This is a genomic window from Streptomyces sp. NPDC046335, assembly GCF_055587985.1.
On the sequence record NZ_JBVJFF010000006.1, the window covers coordinates 168,888 to 185,052 of the forward strand.

At 72.8% G+C, this 16,165-nt stretch carries 16 protein-coding genes; 5 read left to right on the top strand and 11 right to left on the bottom strand.

Annotated features, from left to right (window positions below; translation table 11 throughout):
• Positions 1–160: 160 nt before the first annotated feature.
• Together ACZ6JY_RS16225 and ACZ6JY_RS16230 are read left to right on the top strand one after the other, a co-directional pair.
• Entirely contained in the window at positions 161–535 is a 375-nt protein-coding gene (locus ACZ6JY_RS16225) for a DUF779 domain-containing protein (RefSeq protein WP_469196451.1), read from the top strand.
• 72 nt (positions 536–607) lie between these two features.
• On the top strand, positions 608–1,882 hold the full coding sequence (locus ACZ6JY_RS16230; protein WP_469196453.1) for a phosphodiester glycosidase family protein: 1,275 nt from the start codon (positions 608–610) through the stop codon (positions 1,880–1,882).
• A gap of 39 nt (positions 1,883–1,921) precedes the next feature.
• Here ACZ6JY_RS16230 and ACZ6JY_RS16235 read toward each other — a convergent pair whose 3' ends face one another.
• The 3 genes from ACZ6JY_RS16235 to ACZ6JY_RS16245 all read right to left on the bottom strand — a co-directional run bounded on the left by ACZ6JY_RS16235 (position 1,922) and on the right by ACZ6JY_RS16245 (position 4,853).
• The gene (locus ACZ6JY_RS16235; protein ID WP_469196952.1) at positions 1,922–3,508 is read right to left on the bottom strand and encodes a hypothetical protein; all 1,587 of its coding nucleotides are present in this window, start codon (positions 3,506–3,508) and stop codon (positions 1,922–1,924) included.
• A 121-nt stretch (positions 3,509–3,629) separates the two neighbouring features.
• Positions 3,630–3,824 (bottom strand): hypothetical protein, encoded by a 195-nt coding sequence (locus ACZ6JY_RS16240; protein ID WP_062778509.1) that lies wholly within the window; start codon positions 3,822–3,824, stop codon positions 3,630–3,632.
• A 129-nt stretch (positions 3,825–3,953) separates the two neighbouring features.
• The gene (locus ACZ6JY_RS16245; protein ID WP_469196455.1) at positions 3,954–4,853 is read right to left on the bottom strand and encodes a phosphatidylinositol-specific phospholipase C/glycerophosphodiester phosphodiesterase family protein; all 900 of its coding nucleotides are present in this window, start codon (positions 4,851–4,853) and stop codon (positions 3,954–3,956) included.
• Positions 4,854–5,178: 325 nt separating this feature from the next.
• Between ACZ6JY_RS16245 and ACZ6JY_RS16250 the strand changes: the two genes are divergently transcribed.
• From ACZ6JY_RS16250 to ACZ6JY_RS16260, 3 genes are all read left to right on the top strand, one after another.
• Positions 5,179–5,868 carry a GAF and ANTAR domain-containing protein gene (locus ACZ6JY_RS16250; protein WP_469196457.1) on the top strand — a complete coding sequence of 230 codons (690 nt, stop codon included), beginning with the start codon at positions 5,179–5,181 and terminating at the stop codon, positions 5,866–5,868.
• Between the two features lie 75 nt (positions 5,869–5,943).
• The gene (locus ACZ6JY_RS16255) at positions 5,944–6,792 is read left to right on the top strand and encodes an ANTAR domain-containing protein (protein ID WP_469196459.1); all 849 of its coding nucleotides are present in this window, start codon (positions 5,944–5,946) and stop codon (positions 6,790–6,792) included.
• Between the two features lie 104 nt (positions 6,793–6,896).
• Entirely contained in the window at positions 6,897–7,601 is a 705-nt protein-coding gene (locus ACZ6JY_RS16260; protein WP_469196461.1) for a GAF and ANTAR domain-containing protein, read from the top strand.
• 51 nt (positions 7,602–7,652) lie between these two features.
• Here the strand turns inward: ACZ6JY_RS16260 and ACZ6JY_RS16265 are convergent, their stop codons facing one another.
• The 8 genes from ACZ6JY_RS16265 to ACZ6JY_RS16300 form a co-directional block, all read right to left on the bottom strand.
• Positions 7,653–8,309, bottom strand: a complete 657-nt coding sequence (locus tag ACZ6JY_RS16265; RefSeq protein WP_469196463.1) for an ABC transporter ATP-binding protein — start codon at positions 8,307–8,309, stop codon at positions 7,653–7,655.
• Complete coding sequence (locus tag ACZ6JY_RS16270; RefSeq protein WP_469196953.1) at positions 8,302–9,213, bottom strand: ABC transporter ATP-binding protein; 912 nt, start codon at positions 9,211–9,213, stop codon at positions 8,302–8,304. Before ACZ6JY_RS16270 ends, ACZ6JY_RS16265 begins: the two co-directional genes overlap by 8 nt.
• A 41-nt stretch (positions 9,214–9,254) precedes the next feature.
• Positions 9,255–10,130: an ABC transporter permease gene (locus ACZ6JY_RS16275; RefSeq protein WP_469196465.1), complete on the bottom strand. Its 876-nt coding sequence runs from the start codon at positions 10,128–10,130 to the stop codon at positions 9,255–9,257.
• Complete coding sequence (locus ACZ6JY_RS16280) at positions 10,123–11,088, bottom strand: ABC transporter permease (protein WP_469196954.1); 966 nt, start codon at positions 11,086–11,088, stop codon at positions 10,123–10,125. The genes ACZ6JY_RS16275 and ACZ6JY_RS16280 overlap by 8 nt, the downstream gene beginning before the upstream one ends.
• A 59-nt stretch (positions 11,089–11,147) precedes the next feature.
• Positions 11,148–12,743 (bottom strand): ABC transporter substrate-binding protein, encoded by a 1,596-nt coding sequence (locus ACZ6JY_RS16285; RefSeq protein ID WP_469196467.1) that lies wholly within the window; start codon positions 12,741–12,743, stop codon positions 11,148–11,150.
• 126 nt (positions 12,744–12,869) lie between these two features.
• Positions 12,870–13,961, bottom strand: coding sequence for an acyl-CoA dehydrogenase family protein (locus ACZ6JY_RS16290; RefSeq protein ID WP_469196469.1), 1,092 nt, complete (start codon positions 13,959–13,961; stop codon positions 12,870–12,872).
• Positions 13,958–15,145: an acyl-CoA dehydrogenase family protein gene (locus ACZ6JY_RS16295; protein WP_469196471.1), complete on the bottom strand. Its 1,188-nt coding sequence runs from the start codon at positions 15,143–15,145 to the stop codon at positions 13,958–13,960. The genes ACZ6JY_RS16290 and ACZ6JY_RS16295 overlap by 4 nt, the downstream gene beginning before the upstream one ends.
• Entirely contained in the window at positions 15,142–16,110 is a 969-nt protein-coding gene (locus ACZ6JY_RS16300; protein ID WP_469196473.1) for an NADPH:quinone oxidoreductase family protein, read from the bottom strand. The genes ACZ6JY_RS16295 and ACZ6JY_RS16300 overlap by 4 nt, the downstream gene beginning before the upstream one ends.
• Positions 16,111–16,165: the final 55 nt, after the last annotated feature.

Consider the following 16,165-nt stretch of genomic DNA (forward strand, 5'->3'; position numbering starts at 1 on the left):
AAAGGGGCCATACTCGCGCAGCGCGCGCCGCCCCGCCACAAGGACGGCAACAAGGGCTGCCCCGCGGACGGCCCGCGACGCGCCCCGGCCGTCCCCCGTTCGGTCCACGCCGTCCGGCGCCGCAACCCCCTTGCAACGTGCCGTGGGGAAGAGTCCTCCCATGGACCGTCAGGAGAGCAAGGACGAGGTGCCCCGGGTCGAGCTCACCCCCGAAGCCGCCCGGCTCGTGCGCCGGTTGCGGGACATGCATGGGCCGCTGATGTTCCATCAGTCCGGCGGCTGCTGCGACGGCAGCGCGCCCATGTGCTACCCGGAGGGCGAGTTCCGTACCGGCGAATCAGACATAAGGCTCGCGTCGCTTACCGTCGAGGGCGTCGCGGAGCCCGTAACGTTCTGGATGTCGAAGAGCCAGTACGCGGTGTGGAGCCACACCCGGCTGATCGTGGACGTGGTGCCAGGACGAGGCAGCGGCTTCTCGCTGGAGGCCCCCGAGGGCGTGCGTTTCCTGATCCGTTCCCGACTCGTCGGAACATAGCCACCGCTCCCGTCTGGTGAACCACCACGCCTGCTGGGACAGTTGGGGCCCGGCCGACACCAGGGGGGATCCGTGAGACGGCAGACACAACGCGGTGGGCGGTTCAGAACGACCTTCGCCCTCATCACCACGCTCGGCACGCTGGCCGGTGCGGCTCTCACGGGAGCGGCACCGGCCAGCGGCGCTCCCGGGGACACCGCCAAGGCGGCCACCAGGATCGCGCCCGGCGTGACGTACCGGTACTTCGACGTACCGGGCTCGCGCGGCACGGCCCGCGCGCATGTGCTCGACGTCGACCTGCGCGATCCGCGCACCAGCGTCGGGCTGCTGTATCCCGGCAAGGTCGCCGCGCGCTCGCCCGTCTCCGCGCTCGCGGACGGCTCCGGCGCGGTCGGCGGCATCAACGGCGACTTCTTCAACATCAGCGAGACCCAGCATCCGGGCGTGGAGGCCACCGGCGCGCCCGTCGGTCCCGCGATCGCCGCGGGACGCGCGTTGAAGGGCGCGGTCCCCGACGGTCAGCGCTTCGGGCCCGCCATGCCGCCGGGCGTGAGCACCGAGGCCGTCATCGGGGTCGGCCACGACCGCAGGGCGCGCATGGACGACCTCACCCTGACCGGGCAGGTGCGCACCCCGGAAGCCCGTCTTCCGCTGGGCGGGCTCAACCAGTACGCGCTGCCGGTGGGCTCCGTCGGGGCGTTCACGAGCGACTGGGGCTCCGTCTCACGGGTGCGGTCGACCTGCGGCACGGACACGAGCCGCGGCGCGCCGTGCAGCGCGGACACCCATGAGGTGACGGTCCGCCGCGGGCGGGTCGTCGCCACCGCCGGCACGCCGGGCAGCGGTCCCGTCGCCCGCGGCACCACGGTCCTCGTCGGCCGCGAGGCGGGCGCCCAGGAGCTGCGGAAACTCTCGCCGGGCGACCCGGTGAGCGTCCGGCACCGCCTGGTGGCCGCCACGTCGCACGTCCCGTTCCGCTTCGCGCTCGGCGGCTACCCCGTGCTGCGCGACGGCACGCCGCTGCCCGGCCTCGACGGGACGACCTCGGCGGTGCGCACGGCCGCCGGGATCTCCGACAACGGCCGGCACCTGCTCCTGTTCGCGCTCGACGGCTCCCCGGAGTTCCGTACGGGCCTCACGATCGCCGAGGTGGCCGACACCTTGCGCGGTCTTGGCGCCACCGAGGGCTTCAGTCTGGACGGCGGCGGTTCGTCCACCCTGGTGTCGGCCACGGCCACGCTGGTCGCGCGGGCGCCGGGCGCCGAGGCGGTGACCGTACGCAACAACCCGAGCGGCGGCGCCGAGCGCCCGGTGCCGAACGGCATCGGCGTGTTCTCGCGGGGGTAGCCGGGGCGTTCTCGCTGGGGTAGCCGGGGCGCCCGTGGCCTACTCCGTGTCCCGCACCGCCACCAGGCCGTTGAAGACGCCCACGTAGGCGGTCCCGTCCGGGCCCAGCGTCACGGGAGCCCAGTTGTTGTCGTACGCGATGCCCGTACCGGCGAGCCGCTTCCACCTGGTCCCGCCGGTGCGGAAGTCGACCGCGGTGAGGTACCAGGCGTCGATGCCGAGACGGTTGGGTTCCTTCGTGTAGAAGTACAGCAGCCCGTTGGCGGTGGAGAGCTTGGGCACGGCGGAGGGGGCGCGCACGTCGCTCTCCCAGGCGGTGTCGCAGCCGCTGCCGTCCTCGCGTACGTCGATCCTGCTGACGCCCCCGACGACGCTGCGGCCGAGCGTGAGCGAGGTGATGTTCTCGTACCCGTAGTTGTTCTCGACGACGAGGCTGTCGCCCCAGGTGATGAGCGAGTTGTCGGTGGTGGACGCGCCCGCCGTGAACACGGGGACCTCGCAGACGAGCCGCTCGTCGTCGGGCACGTCGGCGCCGCGCCGGTAGACGAGGACGTTCATGCGGTCGTCCGCGTTGTCGGTGATCGCCACATAGTCGCCGTGCTCTCCGAAGAGGTCGGGTGTCGTGCCCGATCCCTGGTTCACCGAGCCGGGCTTGGTGCCGCTGCCGCGGTCGTACGTCTGCCGCCACCGCACCTCCGGTGTGCCGTCGCCGGCCGCGCGGAAGCTGTAGAGCGCGTGGTCGGAGACGATGGAGACACCGTCCTCTGCGACGCTGAAGGAGTTCTGGATCTCCTCCCCCGCCAGCCGCATGGACCGGATGGAGCCGGACTCCGGGTCGACGGTGCCGACACGCCCCTGCCGTGTCACCCACCAGATGCGCCCGTCCCAGTCGGGCATGACCGAGGTGACCGGATCGCACTCACCGCTCGGACGGAGATTGGTCCAGGTGACGCAGTCGTGCGGAACGTGGGCCGTCAGGTCCCACTCCTTGTCGACGACGAAGCGCCAGTGGCCGTCGGCCGTCCGCTCGTGGGCGAGCCGGACGATGTGCTGCCGGGAGTCGGCGAGGACGAGCCGGTCGCGGTCGTCGAGATAGGAGTAGGCGCCGCCCGAGGTGTCCTTGAAGATCCGGGAGAAGTCGAGACGGGTGATGGCCTCGACGGTGGAGGGCCGCTGGGGCAGCTTGTACTCGGCGAGCGTGGCGAGCGTCCTCGGATCGAGCAGCTTGACCAGGAAGCCCGTGAAGGTGCCGCATACGGTGACGATGCGGCCCTCCCGGTCGAAGGTGACGGTGGCGCACTCCCCGCCGAGGGCGGCCATCCTCTCGCTGTCGGCCGTCGGCTTCTTGCCGAGCGGCCCGCTCCAGGGATAGGTCCCGCTGCCCGCCGCGTCCGCGTGCATGCCGCTGCGGCCGTTGGCGGCGAGGTACGGGTGCTGGGGCGGCGGGGTGCCGGGCAGCGGGCGGGCGTCGGCGGGCGCGCCCTCGTACTCCTCGACGAGCCGGTGACCGGGCGCCTTGGGGATGTCGTCGGCGTGGGCGGGGCCAGGTGCGACGAGGGCGGCGGTCGCGGCGGCGAGGGTCAGGGCGAGGGCGCTGCGCGTGATCCTCCGACGCCTGCGCGGCATGCGTGGCATGGGTGGCATGGGTGGCATGCGCCGAAGCTAGGCCGGGCGCCTTGAAGTGTCCATGAAACAACGTCAGTTGTTCACGAAGACGCAAAAGAGCCGTCGCCGCCGGAGAGGACGGTCAGGGCTGGAGCGCGCTGACCATGTCGGCCGTGGCCGTGAGGCCGTCGTGGATCGTCGGCGCCATGCTGGAACCGGCCAGGTAGAAGCCCAGCAGTGCGCAGACCAGGGCGTGCGAGATCTTCAGGGCGCCGTTGCGCAGGAAGACCACCGCCAGGATGAGCAGCAACAGCACCACAGAGATCGAGACAGCCATCCCAAGAACCTCCTCCGCCACGCGACACCGCGGCTCCCGGCCGTCAGTGTCGCGTAGCGGAGGGTTTGTCCGGGCCTCTGACCTGTGCTCCGAACGGGTGTTACTGAATCGGGCGTCGTCCGGCCCCGGTCATCGGCCGTGTGCGTCGAGGAAGACTTCGAGCCCGGCGAGGTCATCGGTGTTGAGGTGATCGACACCGGCGGCCAGCAGCTCGCCCCAGACCGCGTCACGCTGAGGGCCGGGCACATCGGGCGTGGCCCAGAAGCGGACGCGCTGCCCGCGCGCATGGGCGCCGGAGACGATGCCGCGCAGCTTGTCGCGCTCGGCCGGAGGGATCGGCCCCGCGCCCTGCCAGGTGAAGTTGAGCGACCAGTTGTCGCTGATCAACGGGATGAGGGAGGCGGGCGCCGACGTCCCGAGGTCGGCGAGCCGCCCGTCGTAGAAGGCGTGCCGCACCTTCTGGGCCGTCATCGGGCCACGTGCCGCGCGGTCGCCGGAGACCACGGCCGTGACCGCCGAGCGGCGCACCTTGCCGTGCGTGTACGAGGTGAACAGGCGCCGGTAGGGCAGCAGGTGGCGGTGGAGCTCGGCGTAGGTCGACGCGCCCTCGGTCTTGATGTCGATGAGGAGCTGGAAGGGGGTGTGGTGGTGCCCCCGGTACACCGACCCGTGGTTCGCGCGGACGCGGGCCGCGAGCGGCTTGAGGTAGAGGGATTCGAGGGTGCGGGCGGGGTCGAGGTCCACGGGGTCGTGGGCGACCAGGAGCTGTCCGTCGACGAGGTAGATGTCGGCCTCGACGCTGTTGAACCGGTGGCCGAGGGCGTCGAGCAGGGGCCGGGGGTGCTCGTAGTCGTTGTGGGCGTGGGCGTGGAGGAGCGGGCGGGGCCGCGGGTGGCGCCGTCCGCGTCCGTCCGCTCGCGGGTGGTCCTGTCCGCGTCCGTCCGCCCACGCGTGGGCGGGCAGCGCGATGCCGCCGGCAAGGGCGGCGCCGAGGGTGGTGAGGGCTCTGCGACGGGTGGTGAGGGCCATGTCTGTCTGCCTCCCGGGACGAGGGGTGAGCGCGGGCGCCGGAGTGCGCCACGCCGGTGCGTGGCACCGCGAGGTGCGGCGGTGGGGGCCTCAGAGAGTATGGGGCTCACCAGCTTTACGGCAGGTTACGAACGCCCCAACCACGCACCTCAACTCCTCGCGCGGGCACGCGAGTCGGTCTGCCGGGCCGGCCGGACGCCGCTCAGTTCCCCCAGCGGGTGATCACCGCCGACGTCGTGAAGACACGGGACCCGAGGCGGGGCACAATGCTGGGGAGTGCTGATGCACGGTCGGCGCCGGTGCGTCAGTCGAGGGGAAGCCCGTGATGGCGGAGGACACGCTGACGGGATTGATCGGCGAGTTGCAGCCCGGTGGAGCGGGACCGTCCCGCCGGTGGTGCGAGAGCCTGGCCGCGCTGCTGGCGGTGGACGGTGTCGCCGTCACCTTCCGCCTGGACGGTACGGAACTGCTGTGGTCGGGCACCGAGACCGACACCCGTCTGGATGACGTGCAGTACACGCTGGGCCAGGGGCCGGCCCTGGACGCCGCGCGCGAAGGCGGCCCGTATCTGGTGCCCGACCTGGAGCGCGCCACCACGACACGCTGGCCGCTCTTCGCCGTCGAGGCCATGGCACTGGGGGTGCGGGCGGTCTTCGCCCTTCCCCTGCGTCTGGGAGCGGCGCGGGTCGGAGCCCTGGTCTGCCACCGCTGTGCCGCCGGGCCCTTGTCGCAGCGGGCGCTCGATGACGCCCTCGCGGCGAGCGACGCCCTGGCGGTCTTCCTGATCGCGGGGGTCCCGAAGGAGGCGGAGACGCCCGGGCCTGCGATCGCGTCGATGGACCTGCACCGTGCGGAGGTCCACCAGGCCACCGGCATGCTCAGCGTGCAGCTCCGTATCCCCCTGCCCGCCGCGCTGGTCCGGCTGCGCGGCTACGCCTACGCCAGCGGCCGGTCGATCAACGACGTCGCCCGCGACGTACTGGACAGACGGCTGCGTCTGCCCGACGACAGCTGACCGCACGGCCCGCTGCCGCCGCCCTTCCCGCTCCTCGCCGTACGCCTTCTTCGGCCTCGTAAAGGAACCGCAACCATGGACCGTGAACGCCTGGTCACCGAGACCTTCATCGAGCTGGCCGACACGCTCGTCGACGACTTCGACGTCATCGCCTTCCTCCAGCAACTGTGCGCGCGCTGCGCCGAACTGCTTGAGGTCCGCTCGGCCGCCGTGCTCCTTGCCCTGCCGAACGAGGCGCTGCACCCGGTCGCCCCCTGCGACCTGGGTCCGGACCTGTCCCGGCTGCTCGCGATCGCGCAGCGCGAGGGACCGGCCCTGGACTGCCACCGCAGCGGTACCGCGATCGAACGGGTCGATCTGCGGGACGGCATCGACCGGTGGCCGGACTTCACCGCCGGCGCGCGCCGCGCCGGATACCGCTTCGCCAGTGCCCTGCCCCTGCGGCTGCGCCAACAGCCCCTGGGATCGCTGCTCTTGCTGCGCTCGGTCTCCGCCCCCGTCTCCGCGGCCGATGTGCGCCTGGCCCAGGCACTGGCCGACGCGGCCGCCATCGGCCTGGCCCACGCCCAGATCATCTCCGAGCACCGCACCGTCAACGCACAACTGCGCACCGCCCTGCACAGCCGCGTGATCATCGAACAGGCCAAGGGCGTCCTGATGCACCGGCTCGAAACCAGCGCCGACCGCGCGTTCGAGACCATGCGTTGCTACGCACGCCACCACCGCCTGCGCCTGACCGCCGTGGCCCAGACAGTCATCGACGAGAACCTGCTGCCCGTGATGCCCGGTCAACGGCATCCGCTCGGGCGGGTGAGCGACGGCCGGGCCGTACGTCACCGGGGCGAGGCCCCGTCGTCGGTGGACGCGATCCCGCCGCCCGTGGACGGGGCCGTGCGCTCCGGGGGCGCGGACGCCCCGCCCTGACCCCGGCGGGAACGGGCCACAGTGTTCACGCCCGCCGCCACCAGGTCCCGCTGACCGGGGCGCCGAGGCCGCCCCCTACGACCACCAGAACAGGGGTGGCGCCAGTGCCTTCCGAAGTGACCGGTGAGATGGCCGCCTGCCTGCGCACCATCACCGCCCGCGGCGCGGCCGACCACGGGGAGCCGCTGCCCCTGCGGGCCTGCGCGCACGCCCTGGATCTGGACGGCCTGGCCCTGGTGCTGGTACCGGGCGGCCGCAGCCCCGAGCTGTGGCAGAGCTTCGGCCCGCACGCCCAGGCCATCGAGGATCTGCAACTGGTCCAGGGACACGGTCCGACCTGGGACACCGCCCGCACCGGCCGCGCGGTCCTGGTCCCGGACCTGGACGACGAGGGGGGCGACCGCTGGCCGGGGCTGGCCTCCGCCCTGCTCAGCACCGGTATCACCGCTCTGTTCACACTGCCCCTGCGCATCGCCCGGCCGTTCACCCTCGGTGCCCTGGCCGGCCACCGCACCACGCCCGGCCCGCTCACCCCCGCCCAGTTGACCGACGCCCGCCATCTCACCGGGGCCCTCGCCCGTCTGATCGCGGAGACCTCCCCCGCACTCCTCGCCGACGGCCTGCTGTTCGCCGAGGTCCACCAGGCCGCCGGCATGCTCGCCCACCAGCTCGGGGTTCCGCCCGGCGACGCCCTGCTCCTCCTGCGCGCCCACGCGTTCGGCCACAGCATGCCCCTGCTCACCGCGGCCCGCGACGTCCTCGCCCGCCGTCTGCGCCTGGACGACGACCCCGGCACCGGCCCGTCGTGACACGCGTCGGGACCGTCTGCCGCGTCCGACGCCCGCTGCCCGCTGCCTGCCTCAGGCCGTGAGGTCGTCCCAGTGCGTGGTCCTGTCGCACCAGCGTTCCAGGAGCACCCGGTCGTGGCCCACCGCGAGGAGGCCCGCGCCGTGCTCCCTGCGGTACTCCTCCACCACATGGACCAAGGCCGCCGTGGTCGAGGCGTCGAGCATGGCCGTCATCTCGTCGCAGATGAGCCAGCGGGGCCCAAGGACCAGGGCGCGGGCCAGGCAGGCGCGTTGGAGCTGGCCGTCGCTGACCTCGTGGGGGCGGCGGCCGAGGAGGTCCTTGCCCAGGCCGACGCGGGCGGCGAGTTCCGGGACCTCGGCCGCGGCCTCGGAGCCGCGGCCCACCGCGCGCAGCGGTTCCGCGATGAGGTCGGTGAGGGTCAGCCGGGGGTCGGCCGAGAGCCTCGGCTGCTGGAAGACGACGCCGAAGGCGGTGCGCTGCTCGCGCGGTGCCCGGTGGCGCCAGCCGCGCGCGGCCTCGCCGTCGATGACGACCTGCCCGGCGTCGGGACGGTGCAGCAGCGCCGCCACGCGGGCCAGCGTGGACTTGCCGCAGCCGCTGGGGCCCAGGAGCCCGACGGACGCCCCGGGAGCGATCGTGAGGTCCACGGCCCGCATGACGGGGGCCCGGCGGTCGTAACCGGCGGTGATGGAGCGCAGTTCAAGCACGGTGTGCCTCCAGCACGTCCACGTGGGGGTGGTGGCAGGCGGTGCCCGCCACGATGCCGGGCAGGGCGGAGCACGCCTCGTCGGCGCGTTCGCAGCGCGCCGCGAACGCGCAGCCCGCGGGGAGCGCGGCCAGCTCGGGCGGCATGCCGGGGACCGGCGTGAACTCCCGCTCCGGCAGGGCGTTCAGGAGCCCTCGGGCGTACGGGTGCCGGGGTCCCGGCTCGCCGAAGAAGGTCTCCGCGGGCGCCAGTTCCACGACGCGGCTCGCGTACATCACGGCCACGCGGTCGGCGATCCGCTCCGCCGCCGCCAGGTCGTGGGTGATCAGGAGCAGCGCGCGGTCGTCGCCGACGTGCCGGCGCAGCTCGTCGACCGTGCGGTCCACGAGGTCGCGGTCGAGCCCGGTGGTGGGTTCGTCGGCGAGCAGCAGCGGCGCGTCGCCGATGAGGGCGAGCGCGGTGGCGGCGCGCTGGGCGAGGCCGCCGGAGAGTTCGTGGGGGTAGCGGTCGAGGTGGCCTGCGGGGAACGCGGCCCGTTCGGCGGCGTCCTCCGCGGCGGCCCGCAGCCCCGGCTTCCGTACGCCCACGAGCTCCCGGAGGCTCTCCTCCAGCTGGGAGCGCACGGTCCGCACCGGGGTCAGATGCGCGGCCGGGCTCTGCGGCACGAGGCCGACGCGCCGCCCCCGCACGGAGCGGGCGAGGGTGCGCTCGTCGGCGGTCAGGAGATCCAGGCCGCCGAGGAGCGCGGACCCGGCGGTCTCCGCGTTCTCCGGGAGCAGGCCGAGCAGCGCGGAGGCGAGGACCGACTTGCCGCAGCCGCTCTCGCCGACCAGGGCGAGGCACTCCCCCGCCGCGAGGTCGAAGGTGGCGTCGGTGACGGCGGAGACATGGCTGCCGCCGCGCATGCGGAATCGTACGGAGAGGCCCTGGACGGACAGGACGGGCTTCACAGCATCAGCTCCGATCGGCGCCGGGGGTTGATCCGCTCCCGCCAGGCGCCCGCGAGGCCCGCGATCGCCAGGGTGGGGACGATGATGAACACGCCGGGGAAGAGGGTCGGCCACCAGTCGCCCGCGAGGAGCGAGCCGCGCGCGCTCTGCACGAGCGTGCCGAGGCTCGCCTGGTGGGTGGGCAGGCCGAGGCCGAGGAAGGACAGCGCGGACTCGTGCCAGATGGCGTGCGGCACCATCAGGACGGCGGCGAGTCCGGCCTGCGGCAGGACGCCGGGCAGCAGGTGCCGTACCGCGACGCGCAGCCGTGAGGCGCCGCCGGAGATGGCGGCGTCCACGTAGGGCCGCGAGCGCAGGGACAGGACTTCGGCGCGCACGATGCGGGCGGTGGAGAGCCAGTGGGTGAGCGCCACGGAGACGACGACCGGCCACACGCCGGGCCGGAACATGGCGACGATGAAGATGCCGAGCAGCAGGTGCGGCACCGAGGAGAAGACGTCCACGAGCCGCATGACGACCCGGTCCACCCAGCCTCCGGAGGCGGCGGCGAGCGCGCCCACGGCGGTGCCGATGACGGTGGCGACGACTGCCGCCACCACGCCCACCAGGAGGGAGACCCGCAGTCCGTAGACGCAGCGCAGCAGCAGGTCGCGGCCGACGTCGTCGGTGCCGAAGGGGTGCGCGAGGGACGGCGGTCTGAGCTTCATGCCGAGGTCGACGGCCTGCTCGTCGAGGTTGACGAGCGGCGGTACGACGAGCACGGCGAGGACGACCGCGGCGACGAGCACGGCGGAGGTCCGCACCCGCCACGCGCGCGTGGAGCGTCGTACGCCGCCCTTGGCGCGCCAGACGACGTCTTTGGTCTCAGCCATCGAAACCCACCCTGGGGTCGGCGAGGCCGTACAGGAGGTCGGCCACGAGGTTGCCGAGCAGGACCGCGGCCGTGGCGAGCGCGGTCAGCGCGGCGAGCAGCGAGAAGTCCACGGCGGTCGCGGCCTGAACGGTGGCCGCCGCGATGCCGGGCCAGCTGAAGACGGTCTCCACGAGCAGCGCCCCGGTGATCAGTTCGGGCACGCGGGAGCCGATGAGCGTGAGCACGGGCAGCATGCCGGAACGCAGGGCGTGGCCCAGGAGGACGGTGCGTTCGGCGAGGCCACGCGCGCGTGCGCCGCGCACGGGGTCGTCACCGAGGGCGTCGCCGACGCCTTGGCGTACGTAGAGGACGAACCAGGGGAGCTGCGAGACCGCGAGGACGCCGGCGGGCAGGACGAGGTGGCTCGCGACCTGCCCGGCGGTCACGGTGGAGCTGGCCGTGTCGGTCAGGCCGCCCGACGGCAGCACGCCCAGCTTCAGCGCGAACAGCCAGACGGCGAGCAGCCCGAGCCAGAACGGCGGCGCCGCTTCGAGCGTGTACGCCAGCGAGGTCACCGCGCGGTCGAGCCAGCCGCCGGGGCGGCGGGCGGCGAGGACGCCGAGGGCGGTGCCGAGGATGATCGCGGTGAGGAAGGCGGTCGCGGCGAGGAGCACGGACCAGCCGACGCGTTCGCCGATGACGTCGGCGACGGGCTGGCGCAGCACGCTGGAGTCCCCGAGGTCACCGGTGAGGGCCGAGGTGAGCCACTCCCACCAGCGGGCGGCGAGCGGCTGGTCGACGCCGAGGTTGGCGCGGAGCTGGTCGAGGTTCTCCTGCGAGGCGGTGAGCCCGGCCGTGCCCGCGTACGCCTTGACGGGGTCGAAGGGTGAGGCGGCGGCGATGGCGAAGACGCCGAAGGTGACGACGAGCAGCACGGGCACGGCGAACAGCGCGCGCCGTGCCACGAGGCGCGCCATGGGCCCCCAGGGGAGGCGGCGCCGCGCCGCCTTCCCCGGTGCCGCGGATATCACCGGTGTCACTTCTTCGGCTGCCAGTCCTCGACGTTCCACCACGGGCCCGACGCGAGGCCGTGGTCGTGCGGCTCGGTCTGGGTGGTGAGGTCACCGAAGCGCTTGTCGACGACGTAGAGGTGGTCGATGTGCGTGAGGAAGGTGTAGCCGGGGTCCTTGGCCAGCTCACGCTGGACGGTGTCGTAGGCGGCCTTGCGCTCGGCGTGGTCGCCGCTCCTGCGCGCGTCCTCCAGGGCCTCGTCGACCTTCTTGTTGTCGTAGTGCGCCATGTTGTTGAAGCCGTCACCGGCGAGCGAGGACTTCAGCAGGGTGTACTGGTCGAAGTCGGGGTCGGCGGGGGAGCCGCCGCCCGCGAGGACCGCGTCCTTGGGCATGCGCGGCTGGATGACCTCCCAGGTGCCGGACTGGACCTCCACCTTGATGCCGATCTTCTTGGCGTCGGAGGCGTAGGCGAGGGCGTGGTCCTGGCGGAGCTTGTCGCCGGAGAGGTACCAGAGCGGGAACTTCGCCTGGACGCCGTCCTTCTCGCGGATGCCGTCCTTGCCGGGCTTCCAGCCGGCGTCGTCGAGGATCTTCTTGGCCTTGCCGGCGTCGAACTCGCGCTCGGTGCCCTTGGTGAACCAGGGGCTGTCGGTCGGGACGGGTCCGTAGGCCTCCTTGCCCGCGCCGTCCAGGATCGAGTCGACCATGGCCTTGCGGTCCACGCCGACGTCGAGGGCGCGGCGGATGCCGTTGTCGCCCGTGACCTTGTTGCCGGTGGGCAGGGTCACCACGCGGTAGTCGAAGGTCTTGGCGGTGTACGTCTTCTTGTCGCCGTCGTTCTCATACTTCTCGGCGAGGTTGGGCGGCAGGATCGCGCCGTCGAGCTCACCGGCGTCGAGCCGGGTCGCGCGGATGTCGTCGTCCTTGATGATCGCCATGGTGAAGTTCTTCACCTTGGGCGCGCCGCCCCAGTAGTCGGGGTTGGCCTTGAAGGCCAGCTTCTCGCCCTTGGACCACTTGACCAGCTCGTACGGTCCGGTTCCGACCGGCTTGGTGGTGAAGGAGCCGTTGTTGACGTCCTGCTTGCCCGCGATGTGCTCGGGGGCGATGGGCAGGACGGTGCGCTCCGCGAAGGGCGCGTAGGGGTACTTGAGCTCGAAGACGACGGTGTCGTCGCCCTTCGCCTCGACGCTCTTGACGGCGTCGAGCTCGGTCTTGGAGGCGTTGTTGGTCTTCTTGTCGAGGATCGTCTCGTACGTGAAGACGACGTCCTTGGCGGAGAAGGGCTTCCCGTCGCTGAACTTGACGCCCTGGCGCAGCTTGTACGTGTAGGTCTTGCCGTCGTCGGTGACCTCGGGCAGTTCGGCGGCGAGGGCGGGCTTGAGCTTCATGTCGGCGTCGTGCGTGAGGAGGCCGTCGAAGATCTTGGAGTTGCCGTCCTTGCCGTAGCCGAGGAGCGGACTGAGGGTGTCCGGCTCGTACGCGATGCCGACCACCGCCGAGTCCTTGGCTCCGCCCGAGCCGCCGCCGTCGCCCGGTGCCGAGCAGGCGGAGGCCGCGACCGCCATCGCGACGGCAGCCGCCGCGCCGCCCGCGGCTCGTATCGATCGGGCCCTCATGCTCCACACCCCTACTGAAGATCAACGGTTATTGCGAACAGTTCGCAATTATGCCTCATGTAAGGAGTGGGTAAAACGCGCAGCCCGCACGTGGTACGTGCGGGCTGCATGAATCCTGTGGGGCGGTCAGGGCGCCTGGATGTCCACCAGTTCCGCGAGGGCTTCGCGGTGCCGGCCCGCCGTGCCGTACGCGATCGAGTCGGCCTTGGCGCGCTTGAGGCAGAGGTGGACGGGGTGCTCCCACGTCATGCCGATGCCGCCATGGAGCTGGAGCGCCTCCTCGGCGGCCCGCACGGCGACCGGCGACGCGTAGGCCTGGGCGACGGCTGCCGCGAGGCCCGACTCGTCACTGCCGCTCGCCAGCGCGTCCGCGGCGTTGCGGGCGGCGGCCCGGGTGTTGACCACCTCCAGCCAGAGCTGCGCGAGCCGGTGCTTGAGGGCCTGGAAGGAGCCGACGGGCCGGTTGAACTGGTGCCGCTCCTTGACGTACTTGACCGTCTCGGTCAGGCACCACTCGGCGATGCCCAGTTGCTCCGAGGCGAGGAGCCCCGCCCCGGCCCGCAGCCCGAGGGCGACCGCGGGACCCGCGTCCGGGGCTACCTCACGCGCGCGTGCCCCGTCGAAGGTGACGGCCGCGAGCGGACGCGTCAGGTCCAGCGAGGTCGATGGGGCGACGGTGACCCCGTCCCGCGCGGCGTCGACCGCGTAGAGCCCGGTGGCCGTGGGCACGAGGAACACGTCCGCGGCCGCGGCGTCCGCCACGCCGGTGACCCGGCCGCTGAGGACGCCGTCCCGCGCCTGGACGGCGAAGCTCGTGTCACCGGGCGCGCCGGACAGCGGCACCGCGAGCACGCCGACCGTGCGGCCCGACGCGAGCGCGCCGAGCAGTTCGCGCGCCGCCTCGCCCTCGCACGCGAGCAGCGTCTCGGTGGCCACGACCGCGCTGGTCAGGTACGGGACGGGCGCCACGGCCCGGCCCAGCTCCTCCAGGACCACGGCGGCCTCGCGGTGGGTCGCGCCCTGGCCGCCGAGCTCCTCGGGGACCAGGAGGCCCGCGAGGCCCATCCCGTCGGTGAGGGCCTTCCACAGCTCGCGGTCGTGCGGCTCGGCGGTCTCGACGCGGGCGAGCACGGCCGTGGCGTCGCAGTGGTCGGAGAGCAGGTCGCGCACCGCGGAGCGCAGCGCCTCTTCCTCCTCGGAGTACAGCAGGTCGCTCATCGCGCGAGGTCCTTCCAGGCGACGTCCTTGTCGGTGCGCGGCTCGGAGGGCAGGCCCAGGACGCGCTCGGCGACGATGTTCAGCAGGACCTCGCTGGTCCCGCCCTCGATGCTGTTGCCCTTGGACCGCAGATAGCGGTAGCCCGCGTCGCGGCCCGTGAAGTCCACCAGCTCGGGCCGCCGCATCGTCCAGTCGTCGTACAGGAGCCCCTCCTCACCGAGGAGTTCCACTTCCAGGCCGCTGATCTCCTGGTTGAGGCGGGCGAAGGCGAGCTTCATGCCGGAGCCCTCGGGACCGGGCTGGCCCGCGACGAGCTGCTGGCGGAGGCGTTCGCCGGTGAGCCTGGCCACCTCCGCGTCGACCCAGAGCTTCAGGAGCCGCTGGTGGAGGTCGTGGGTGCGCAGCTCGGGGCGCTCGCGCCAGGTCTTGGTGACCGGGCCGATCATGCCGCCCTCACGGGGAATGCGCATGCCTCCGATGGAGACGCGCTCGTTCATGAGGGTGGTCTGGGCGACCTTCCAGCCCTCGCCGACCTCGCCGAGGCGGTGCGCGTCGGGGATGCGCACGTCGGTCAGGAACACCTCGTTGAACTCGGCCTCGCCGGTGATCTGCCGCAGCGGGCGCACGTCGACGCCCGGGTCGGTCATGTCGCACACGAAGTACGTGATGCCGCGGTGCTTGGGCCGCTCCGGGTCGGTACGGGCGATGAGGATGGCCCAGCGGGCACTGTGGGCGCTGGAGGTCCACACCTTCTGCCCGTTGACGATCCAGTCGCCGCTCGCCTCGTCACGGACCGCGCGGGTGCCGAGCGCGGCGAGGTCGGATCCTGCGCCCGGCTCGCTGAAGAGCTGGCACCACACCTCCTCGCCGGTCCACAGCGGCCTGAGGAAGCGGCGCTTCTGGTCGTCGGTGCCGAAGCCGAGGACGGTCGGGGCGGCCATGCCGAGGCCGATGCCGATGCGCCGGGGGTCGTTGTCGGGCGCGCCCGCGGCCTCCAGCTCGGTGTCGACCACGGCCTGGAGCGAGCGCGGGGCGCCGAGCCCGCCGAGGCCCTCGGGGTAGTGCACCCAGGCGAGCCCGGCGTCGAAGCGGGCCCGCAGGAAGTCGGCGCGGTCGGTGCTCGCGGGCGGGTGCGCGGCGAGGAACTCCCGTGTGATCCCGCGCAGTTGGGTCGCGTCGGTCATGCGGCACCCCCGTGCGGAGTGACGGTCACGCGCCCGGTGGTGACGCCGTCGGCGACGCGCTGCACGGCGGCGGCAGCGCCGTCCATCGGTACGCGTTCACTGACCAGCGGCTTGATGACGCCCTTGGCGGCCAGCTCGGTCAGCGCCTCGTGGCAGCGCGCGATCGACCCCGGGTCCTTGGTGTTGTACAGGCCCCAGTGCAGGCCCATGATCGCGTAGTTCTTCACCAGGGCGTGGTTAAGCGAGGGCGAGGGGATCGCCCCGCTCGCGAAGCCCACCACGACGATGCGGCCCTCAAAGGCCACGCACTTCGTCGACTTGGCGTAGGCGTCGCCGCCCACGGGGTCGTAGATCACGTCCGCGCCCCGGCCGCCGGTGGCCTCCTTCACGGCGCCGACGACGTCTTCCGCACGCCGGTCGATGACCAGGTCACAGCCGAGGCCGTGCGCGACCCGTGCCTTCTCGGCGCCGCCGACGACGCCGATGACCTTGGCGCCCGCCGCCTTGCCGAGCTGCACGGCGGCGCTGCCGACGCCGCCCGCAGCCGCGTGCACCAGGAGCGTCTCGCCCGCCTGGAGGCGTGCGCGGCGGTGCAGGCCGAACCAGCCCGTCTGGTAGCCGATGTGCAGCGCGGCGGCCTCGGCGTCGTCCAGCGCGTCGGGCGCGGGCAGCAGCGCCCGGGAGTCCGCGACGGCGTACTCGGCGAAGCCGCCGTGCGGCAGCGCCGGGTTGGCGATCACGCGCCGCCCGTCCTCGGTCTCGCCGCAGATCTCGACGCCGGGCGTGAAGGGCAGCTCGGGCCTGACCTGGTACTGGCCCCGGCAGAGCAGCGCGTCCGGGAAGTTGATGTTGGCCGCGCGGACCTTCAGGAGCACCTGCCCCTCGCCGGGCCGCGGGCGGTCCGCCTCCACGAGGCGCATCACCTCGCCCGGCTCACCGTTCTCGTGCACTTGCCATGCCTGCATGCGGGGCCTCCACGGGGCTGTCGTAGACCGGGCTCCTGCGCATACTAAGCGGTCG

Coding starts and splice junctions, on each gene's coding strand:
- ACZ6JY_RS16275 (WP_469196465.1), bottom strand. CDS start 10,130: ATGGCTGAGACCAAAGACGTCGTCTGGCGCGCCAAGGGCGGCGTACGA.
- ACZ6JY_RS16245 (WP_469196455.1), bottom strand. CDS start 4,853: ATGGCCCTCACCACCCGTCGCAGAGCCCTCACCACCCTCGGCGCCGCC.
- ACZ6JY_RS16285 (WP_469196467.1), bottom strand. CDS start 12,743: ATGAGGGCCCGATCGATACGAGCCGCGGGCGGCGCGGCGGCTGCCGTC.
- ACZ6JY_RS16255 (WP_469196459.1), top strand. CDS start 5,944: ATGGACCGTGAACGCCTGGTCACCGAGACCTTCATCGAGCTGGCCGAC.
- ACZ6JY_RS16295 (WP_469196471.1), bottom strand. CDS start 15,145: ATGACCGACGCGACCCAACTGCGCGGGATCACACGGGAGTTCCTCGCC.
- ACZ6JY_RS16300 (WP_469196473.1), bottom strand. CDS start 16,110: ATGCAGGCATGGCAAGTGCACGAGAACGGTGAGCCGGGCGAGGTGATG.
- ACZ6JY_RS16280 (WP_469196954.1), bottom strand. CDS start 11,088: ATGGCGCGCCTCGTGGCACGGCGCGCGCTGTTCGCCGTGCCCGTGCTG.
- ACZ6JY_RS16240 (WP_062778509.1), bottom strand. CDS start 3,824: ATGGCTGTCTCGATCTCTGTGGTGCTGTTGCTGCTCATCCTGGCGGTG.
- ACZ6JY_RS16235 (WP_469196952.1), bottom strand. CDS start 3,508: ATGCCGCGCAGGCGTCGGAGGATCACGCGCAGCGCCCTCGCCCTGACC.
- ACZ6JY_RS16270 (WP_469196953.1), bottom strand. CDS start 9,213: ATGCGCGGCGGCAGCCATGTCTCCGCCGTCACCGACGCCACCTTCGAC.
- ACZ6JY_RS16225 (WP_469196451.1), top strand. CDS start 161: ATGGACCGTCAGGAGAGCAAGGACGAGGTGCCCCGGGTCGAGCTCACC.
- ACZ6JY_RS16250 (WP_469196457.1), top strand. CDS start 5,179: ATGGCGGAGGACACGCTGACGGGATTGATCGGCGAGTTGCAGCCCGGT.
- ACZ6JY_RS16290 (WP_469196469.1), bottom strand. CDS start 13,961: ATGAGCGACCTGCTGTACTCCGAGGAGGAAGAGGCGCTGCGCTCCGCG.